Origin of the sequence: Neobacillus citreus (assembly GCF_018343545.2) — a bacterium.
GTDB classification, from domain to species: Bacteria; Bacillota; Bacilli; order Bacillales; family Cytobacillaceae; genus Neobacillus; species Neobacillus citreus.
Genome location: NZ_JAGYPE020000016.1, coordinates 73,554 through 81,312, shown reverse-complemented (window position 1 = coordinate 81,312; position 7,759 = coordinate 73,554). Strand labels below are relative to the sequence as shown.

The window sequence follows — 7,759 nt, the reverse complement described above, 5'->3', positions numbered from 1 at the left end:
GCTGCAAATGGTTGTTATGCCATTAGTGTTCGTATCGATTGTAGGGGCTTTTACAAAGTTAAAGCTGACTAAAAATATTGGGAAAATCAGTTTTCTTGTCATTGCCATCCTTCTTGGGACTACGGCGGTTTCTGCAGCCATCGGTATCGGATCTGCACTCGGATTCGGGCTTGATGGAATAAAGTTAACGGCGGGGGATGCTGAAAATGCCCGCAATGAGCTATTGAAAGAAAAAGTGGTTGGCGTTGAAAGTATGACACTGCCACAGCAAATCGTTGAACTCATTCCAAGTAATCCGTTTCTAGATTTAACAGGCGCCCGCCCAACATCAACAATCGCGGTTGTTATTTTTGCAGCTTTCATCGGTGTTGCATATCTTGGGATAAAACGCAAGGAGCCAGAGAAGGCTGAGTTTTTTGCGAAAATAATCGATACGTTATATTCCATCACCATGAGGGTGGTAACTCTCATTCTTAGATTAACGCCATACGGTATTTTGGCCATCATTACAAAGGTGGCAGCGACTAGTGATTACGATGCGATTGTAAAATTAGGAAAGTTTGTCGTCGCATCTTACGTAGCACTTATCTTGATGTTTATTGTACATTTATTACTTTTAACATTTGCAAAATTAAACCCTGTAAACTATGTGAAAAAGGGGATGCCTACATTAACGTTTGCCTTTTCGTCACGTTCAAGTGCAGGAACATTGCCAATGACCATTAAGACACAAACGAAAGACTTTGGCGTGTCTGAAGGGATTGCCAACTTTGCTGGATCTTTCGGACTATCCATCGGACAAAACGGCTGTGCAGGAATTTATCCGGCGATGCTCGCAGTCATGGTAGCGCCGTCTGCAGGTATTGACCCAACAAGCATTTCTTTCATCATCACTCTGATTATTGTGGTTGCAATCAGTTCATTCGGCGTAGCCGGTGTAGGCGGCGGGGCAACCTTCGCAGCTTTAATCGTTCTATCAGTCTTGAACCTGCCAGTTGCGATTGTTGGTCTTTTAATCTCCGTTGAGCCTTTAATTGACATGGGTCGTACAGCCCTTAACGTCAGTGGTGCAATGACTGCGGGAGTATTAACAAGTAAGGCAACCGGCGAATTCGAAAGCGAAGTTTACCAACAGCCTAATGTAGTGGAAGCATAATATAGTAATTAAAAAAGCAGAATGCTGAGTTGGCATTCTGCTTTTTGTGTATATTAAACGCACTTGCTGTTAACCAATCGAGTGCAGTAAAAAGTTCGTCAAGAAAAGAATCGAAATAATATAGATGGAAAGGGAAAGCTGATGTTTCTTGTTAGTAAACAGCTTTACCAGCGGATAGGCGATAAATCCGAACGCAATTCCATCAACGATGCTGTAGGTTAACGGAATCATGATGATTACGAGAAAAGCCGGAAAGGCTTCCGTAAAATCAGTGAAATCAATATTTACGATATTGGTCAGCATTAAACCACCGATAATAATTAGGATTGGCGCGATCGCTGTTGCCGGAACCAGTTTGATGAACGGCATGAAGAAAAGCGATGCCAGGAAAAGCAGCCCCGTGATAATTGAGGTTAAACCTGTTCTTCCGCCTGCGGTAATCCCTGCTGCCGTTTCAACCGTTGATACAGATGGACTTGTACCGAATAATCCGCATACGATCGTGGAAATCGAAATGGCCTTTAAGGATTTTCCGTTTTTTTCAGGTGCTTGCAGCATCCCGTCTACTTGGGAATGAAGCAGGCCGATATTTTCAAAAACAAGCACCAATACCAGTGAAAAAGCCGCTGTCCAGAACGGAATCGTGGTTATTTTTCCAAAGTCTGCACTTAGGAAGACGTTTTTATAGTCCGCAAAGGAAATAAAACTGGTGTGGGTTTTCGAAAAGTCTACCAATCCGAAAAGATAGGACACGAACGTTCCTAAAATAATGCTAATCAGGAAATTCCCAGGTACTTTCTTTAAAAATAAAAATAACGTGATAATCAGATTAATAATCGACGCCATTACAATCGGGGACGCCAAATTGCCAAGCGCCACGAAGTTCGTTGGATTCCCAACAATGATGCCGCTTTTTTGCAGGCCGATAAAGGCAATAAATAAGCCAATTCCGACTGAAATGGATTCCTTTAAAGATGACGGAATCGCTCTTGAGATGATGCCGGATAATTTCGTGAAAGCCACAATCACAAAGAGAATGCCTGACACGACAACAGCAGCCAGTGCCTCCTTGTAGTCCAGGCCCATCGTACCGACAATCGTGTAGGTGAATAGGGCATTAATTCCCATTCCTGGTACGATAATTAATGGTGCGTTGGCAACAAATGCCACAAGCAAGCAGCCAATCAGTGAAGATAGTACGGTTGCGATAATTCCGGCTTCGAGTGGTATGCCTGCATCCTGCAGAATACTTCCATTGACAGCGATAATATAGACAATGGAAAAGAACGCCGTAACCCCCGCAATAACCTCCTTCTTCAAGCTTGTTCCGTGCTCGCTAAGTTTAAAAACTCCCTTCATTTTCTTATCACACTTTCTAGTGTGTCCCTCTCCCGCCCGCATCAAGTTAGAATTCTATGAATCAACTTATGCCGGGGAATATTATAACACAGAAAATGACAATAACAAGAGAGGAGCTTGCTTCCAGCTAAGCTGCCTGCAGCACCTACCGTAACGCTCGAGAATCCGATCACGCCAGCTAGGTGCTGCGGTATTACAAAATTTAGGATAGAGTATGAAACGCGTTTCAGGTCAAGGAGATCGATACAATTTTTTTAAGAAAACTTGGGTACAGCCACATCAACTGACCGCAAGTCTTTAGATTAGACTGTACCGCGTTCAATCAATCTAACAGGAATCTCCTGATAAGAAATTTCCTGATTTTCTTCTATTCCTTGAAGAAATAGACTTCTGCCAATTTCTACAAGCGGGATTTCAATCGTCGTGATGTCCATGATTTGAGCGATCGGCTGGTTATTAAAGCCAATCAGCGCTAGGTCACTAGGAATGGAAATTTGCCGATTCCTTGCGCAGGTGACGATTCCGGCGGCGACATCATCATTTGTCACCAGCAAAGCAGTCGGAGCGTCCGGCATTTCTATAATCTTCTCCACGACTCGTTCTCCATCCTCAAAATAAAGACAGTTATCAAATACGAAAGCAGGGTCATATGGCAAATGATTTTTTTTCAGAAAGGCCTTATAGGCCAGTTCTCTAAACTTACTGTTTGTACCCGTTTTTCTCCCGATGGAATAACCAACTTTTCGATGCCCTTTTTGAATTAAATATTCCAGCGCATAGATAAAGGTTTGATAGTGATCCACAAAGGTAGATGGCACATTTTTACCTCTAGTATCCTCACACAGAATAATCGGCCCATAAGGAAGAAACTCCTCAATCAACGGCCAGCTGCTTGCTCTCGAACAAATGATTAACGCATCAATTTGTTTTTGCTTTAACATTTGCAAGGCGTCTAATTCTCTTTCTTCATTATAGTTGGTTTGGAAAAGAACGAGATTATAATTGTGTGCTAATGCTTCATGGGAGATTCCTTTCATTAACGAAGCGAAATAGGGGTGGTCAATGTATGGGACCACCACACCGACAAGGAAGGTTTTTCCCATGCTTAAATGAACCGCGTTAATATTTGGCTGGTAATTGCTTTGCTTAATGGCATCGAGGACAGCCTTGCGCTTTTCCTCTTTGACATATGGGTGATTATTGAGCACCCGCGATACCGTCGTGACTGAAACGCCGGCCATTTTTGCTAAATCTCTGATATTAGTCAAGGTGTCAGACACTCTCCATCGTTGCTATTATTAGGAAGAGTATAATACTTTTTATAAGGAAAATGAAGAATGAATAGCATCACTTCGTTAAGGTGTTATACGTGAGTAGGCTCTAGTTCAGGGGTGTTCAGCCTTATATACTTCCTGCCTCTATTCGGATAAATCCCCTCTGTGTGATACCATTCCCATACTTTTTCGCCCTTTTTGCGGCCGATGGAACCGTTCATTATGAGCCCCGCTTTAATCAAGTGGCGGGGGATTCCCTTGATGTAATAAGTACGGTTGGTGTTGGATTCGGTTAGCACAATGGTATCTTCAATTCTACTGGTCACTTCGAACAGACTGTCCTTCCGTTCAGCAAACTGGTCAAACTTATATTCGACTTTTTGCAACGCCAACTCGAGATTAAAGTCACTTTGGTGAAGCCGAGGGAAATCGCATAAAAAGAGGTAATTCAGCAGGTGTTCACAGATTTTAAGATCAGAGCGGGACTCATTCGCATATTGGTTAACAAGACCATACCAAGAAGTGCCAACCCTTCGGTCCAGCCAGCGGACGAAATTTTTCAACTGCATCAGGAATTTTTCGGTTTCTTTTTCTTGCGGCGTAATTTTCATACAATGAAGAAAATGAGTGAAGATTAATTCTTCCCAGAATGAGGAATCGCATTCTTTCCATGAAGGAGGACAGGTATCTTCTAACGTATCGGTCATAAAGCTTGAAAAAACCTCGAGAAATTCATTGCGGAGCTTGTTGGCAGGCTGTTCACGTTTGTAGGAGAGAATGTCTTTTCCATAATAGAAAAAGTGGCCGCGTTGCCGAAAGTGAAATTGGGAGCCCATCGCCATGTTCTTTAAAAATTCCTCCCGTTCCTCAGGATTAGTGAAAGGCTGTATAAATACATTCATTTGCAGCTTATTACCGCAGCATTTCTCCTGAGGTTTGCCGCTGCCGCACGGACATAAAGATTGTTTTTTCATAGAACGAATCAACCAGCTTTCTAAGTGGATTTTTTTGAAAGGGGCTAGAGAGGATATTCTAGGGGTGACAACCGTATTATAACTTATCTTTGAAATAATGAATCTGAAAATTGTGTGAACGTGCACTGACTTGTAAGAATTGGAATTGGAGTTAGCCTGCGGTAAAGTAGAATTAGAGGATTTTTTTACGGGAGGACTTTATATGAAAAAAGCAAAAGCAAACATCAAGGGCATATTAATAGCGGATCAGGATGGCACATTTGTGACCAGAAGGATTCCGGAGGTACAACTTGAATTTGGCGGAATACGAGGCGACCGACATTTCGGAGTAACGTGTGCGGCCGACTCCAGGCAGCCAATGTATCCAAAGGGGACGGAAATTCTAAACCGCCGGCAGATTACCGTTGTTTCAGTGGAAGACTGTGAGGAGATTGCCGAAGAGTTAGGGGTACCGCATGTTCTGCCTGAATGGCTTGGAGCGAACCTATTGGTTCAAGGCTTTCCGGAGTTGACCAAATTAACGCTGGGCTCGCGGATTATGTTTCCAAGTGGGGCTGGGTTGATCTGCATGGGGGAAAACCTACCGTGCATCTTCCCGGGCGAGGAGATTCAAAAGCACTTTCCGGAGTATCCTAAGCTGGCCGCACGTTTTGTCCGTGCCGGGTATAAGCGGCGGGGAATCGTTTGTGCAGTGGAGAGACCGGGGGGCATTTCTGAAGGTGAAGAGGTACAAATTTTGATGAATGATTATATGAATCCAATGCAATAGTTTTTTATACTTGAAATGATTTTTTCATAACAGGGGGAATTCATATGCAATTTTCTTTCGACCATTTAGTTTGGTTTTTCAAAAAACCTGAGGAGGCCATCGAGCCTCTTGAACAAATAGGGTTAAAATTGGTACCCGGCGGACGGCATGAGTCTTGGGGGACGTATAACACCTTAAGTTATTTTGGATTAAGTTACTTAGAGTTTTTAGGAATTGAGGATTGGCAAAAAGCTGCGACGCATGAAGCTAACCGCTTAATCACACACATTGTGGAACAGCTTCCGAAGGGGAATGGGGAAGGTCCAGCTAGGATTGCAATCCGCACAAACGAGATTGAAGCATTGGCTGAACAGCTCAAGCAGGAAGGATTCACAGTTTATGGACCGATTCCTGGAGAGCGTGTCCGCGGTGACGGCGAGGTCATTAGATGGTCGCTGCTATTCCCAGAGTATGCTGGGTCGGAATTACGACTTCCTTTCTTTATTCAATGGGAGAAATCCGACGATGAACGGTTGGCAGAACTAGATCAGTTAGGTCTTATTGACCGCCATCTGGCGGGGACTGTCCGATTTGAGAGTGTTGGTTTTGCGGTTCATAATTTGGACGATACCTTGGCCATCTGGGGGAAACTACTTAACCTCCAAGAGAACGAGGAGTTCACAAGCCATGAATTAAATGCTCGGTGCAGAAAAATAGCCTTGGCCGGAACAGAGCTTTTGTTTTGCAGTCCTATTGGGGAAGGGATTACCGCGAAAGTGCTGAATGAAAAAGGGGAGACTCCATTCTTGATAAACCTTTCTGGGACAAATCAAAGCCGGATTTTTAACATGTTGAACGGTTATTGGAGCTTTAAATAAGATAAGGAAGCGGGGCAAGGCCCCAGTTGCATTAATACGTGAATGCATCTGAAGCCTGACTGTGTTTTTCTTTTTCGAATGCGGTAACGATATAGGCAAATCCGTTCATCAGGAAGTAAATGACGTTGGATTGGGCTCGCTCGGTTTCACCTAAATAGGTATTAATGATGGTGAAAACGGAATATAAAATGACAAAGAATAAGGCGATTTTGTTGAAAATGGCCATTGCTTCCAACCCCTTTATATAGATGCTTATATTAGCTTATTTGCTTGCAGGTGATTTTATGCAGTGGGACAGCCCCGGCTTGTTAAGGTAATGGTGATTGAGGGACTTATACCTAGTGTATTAACGGTAAAAAGGAAGGTGACTCGGCACCTTCCTTTTTTAACGGGAATTTTTAGCGGTACATGGTCCACTTCCCAATATCTTTAAAGCCAAGCCGCTTATAAATACGGCCAGCTGCAGGGTTATCATAGAAGAGACAAAGCGTTTTACCTTCTGCTAGAACATCCTTAAATAACTTTTTCATGATAGATGTTGCTAGACCTTGACGGCGGTTTTCTTTTCGCGTGCAGACTCCGACAATCATCGCTGATATGGAATTTTCCGCTGTTGTGGAAACACAGGCGGTTATCACACCTTGGCGGGTGGTATAATAGGTTCTTCCCGTGTTGGATTCCATCGCATTGATTAACATCTTCCGGGCATCGCTTCTTATATGAAATTCCTCAATGCTGCTGCGTAGCTCAATGATTTGATCAACGTCCTCAATTGTCGCCTTTTTAACCTCAACATCATTGTCACCAAGACAATCGTCAGAAAGGCACTCTGCAAAAAATGTTACTTGTTTTTTGCCAAGAGACAGTTCCTCGAAGGACTCGAATATTTCCACGATATCGGACTTCCCTGATAGAAAAATAGGCTGCGTGTACTGTCTCATAATGGAGACAAAGCCGGTAGTATCAAATTCTCCCTTTGCGTAAGGAATGAAAGATTGATGGAATCGTAGCAGGACCGCTTTAATCGTGCTCTGTTCATCAAACTCTGCCCAAATTTCCTGAAACTCTGATGAATATCCGAAAGCCTCGATATCCCCGATGATAAATAGATTAATAGACGGTTCCTCACTTAAAAATGCGAGAACCTGCTGATGGTCTTGTTCGGTAAGCTTTCTAATCACGCCAATCCCCCCTTGTTTTAAATAGAGTACTCGTGCAATATGGAAAATTCAAGAATTTTTTTGGAAGGGCTGCTTAAAGCTCGTAATCCCTTAAAAGATATATAAACTATGAAGAGTTCATAACGCCTGAACGGATGGAGGAAACAGTGAATCGGTAGTTATGAAGGGGTTCATAACGCCCGAGCCGAT

The 7,759-nt window shown here is 43.2% G+C and carries 8 protein-coding genes; 3 read left to right on the top strand and 5 right to left on the bottom strand.

Annotated features, from left to right (window positions below; genetic code table 11):
* Nucleotides 1-1,156: L-cystine transporter (locus KHB02_RS11360; protein WP_241113817.1), on the top strand; the 1,156-nt coding region annotated here is incomplete at its 5' end.
* A gap of 69 nt (nucleotides 1,157-1,225) precedes the next feature.
* On the opposite strand, the gene KHB02_RS11355 is transcribed toward KHB02_RS11360, so the two are convergent.
* The 3 genes from KHB02_RS11355 to KHB02_RS11345 form a co-directional block, all read right to left on the bottom strand.
* A complete protein-coding gene (locus tag KHB02_RS11355) occupies nucleotides 1,226-2,515 on the bottom strand; it encodes an NCS2 family permease (protein ID WP_213147624.1) in 1,290 nt (429 codons plus the stop codon).
* A 302-nt stretch (nucleotides 2,516-2,817) separates the two neighbouring features.
* Nucleotides 2,818-3,783 carry a LacI family DNA-binding transcriptional regulator gene (locus KHB02_RS11350; RefSeq protein ID WP_213147814.1) on the bottom strand — a complete coding sequence of 322 codons (966 nt, stop codon included), beginning with the start codon at nucleotides 3,781-3,783 and terminating at the stop codon, nucleotides 2,818-2,820.
* Nucleotides 3,784-3,878: 95 nt separating this feature from the next.
* Complete coding sequence (locus KHB02_RS11345; RefSeq protein WP_213147623.1) at nucleotides 3,879-4,763, bottom strand: SEC-C domain-containing protein; 885 nt, start codon at nucleotides 4,761-4,763, stop codon at nucleotides 3,879-3,881.
* Nucleotides 4,764-4,965: 202 nt separating this feature from the next.
* Between KHB02_RS11345 and KHB02_RS11340 the strand changes: the two genes are divergently transcribed.
* Both KHB02_RS11340 and KHB02_RS11335 read left to right on the top strand, forming a co-directional pair.
* Nucleotides 4,966-5,532 carry an MOSC domain-containing protein gene (locus KHB02_RS11340; protein WP_213147622.1) on the top strand — a complete coding sequence of 189 codons (567 nt, stop codon included), beginning with the start codon at nucleotides 4,966-4,968 and terminating at the stop codon, nucleotides 5,530-5,532.
* Between the two features lie 44 nt (nucleotides 5,533-5,576).
* Nucleotides 5,577-6,389 carry a VOC family protein gene (locus KHB02_RS11335; protein ID WP_213147621.1) on the top strand — a complete coding sequence of 271 codons (813 nt, stop codon included), beginning with the start codon at nucleotides 5,577-5,579 and terminating at the stop codon, nucleotides 6,387-6,389.
* Nucleotides 6,390-6,420: 31 nt separating this feature from the next.
* Here KHB02_RS11335 and KHB02_RS11330 read toward each other — a convergent pair whose 3' ends face one another.
* Nucleotides 6,421-6,615 (bottom strand): hypothetical protein, encoded by a 195-nt coding sequence (locus tag KHB02_RS11330; RefSeq protein ID WP_213147620.1) that lies wholly within the window; start codon nucleotides 6,613-6,615, stop codon nucleotides 6,421-6,423.
* A gap of 172 nt (nucleotides 6,616-6,787) precedes the next feature.
* On the bottom strand, nucleotides 6,788-7,570 hold the full coding sequence (locus KHB02_RS11325) for a GNAT family N-acetyltransferase (RefSeq protein ID WP_213147619.1): 783 nt from the start codon (nucleotides 7,568-7,570) through the stop codon (nucleotides 6,788-6,790).
* Nucleotides 7,571-7,759 lie beyond the last annotated feature (189 nt).

Bases quoted from the DNA above. Each gene is read 5' to 3' on its own strand.
- KHB02_RS11355 (WP_213147624.1), bottom strand. From the start codon at position 2,515: ATGAAGGGAGTTTTTAAACTTAGCGAGCACGGAACAAGCTTGAAGAAG.
- KHB02_RS11345 (WP_213147623.1), bottom strand. From the start codon at position 4,763: ATGAAAAAACAATCTTTATGTCCGTGCGGCAGCGGCAAACCTCAGGAG.
- KHB02_RS11340 (WP_213147622.1), top strand. From the start codon at position 4,966: ATGAAAAAAGCAAAAGCAAACATCAAGGGCATATTAATAGCGGATCAG.
- KHB02_RS11335 (WP_213147621.1), top strand. From the start codon at position 5,577: ATGCAATTTTCTTTCGACCATTTAGTTTGGTTTTTCAAAAAACCTGAG.
- KHB02_RS11330 (WP_213147620.1), bottom strand. From the start codon at position 6,615: ATGGCCATTTTCAACAAAATCGCCTTATTCTTTGTCATTTTATATTCC.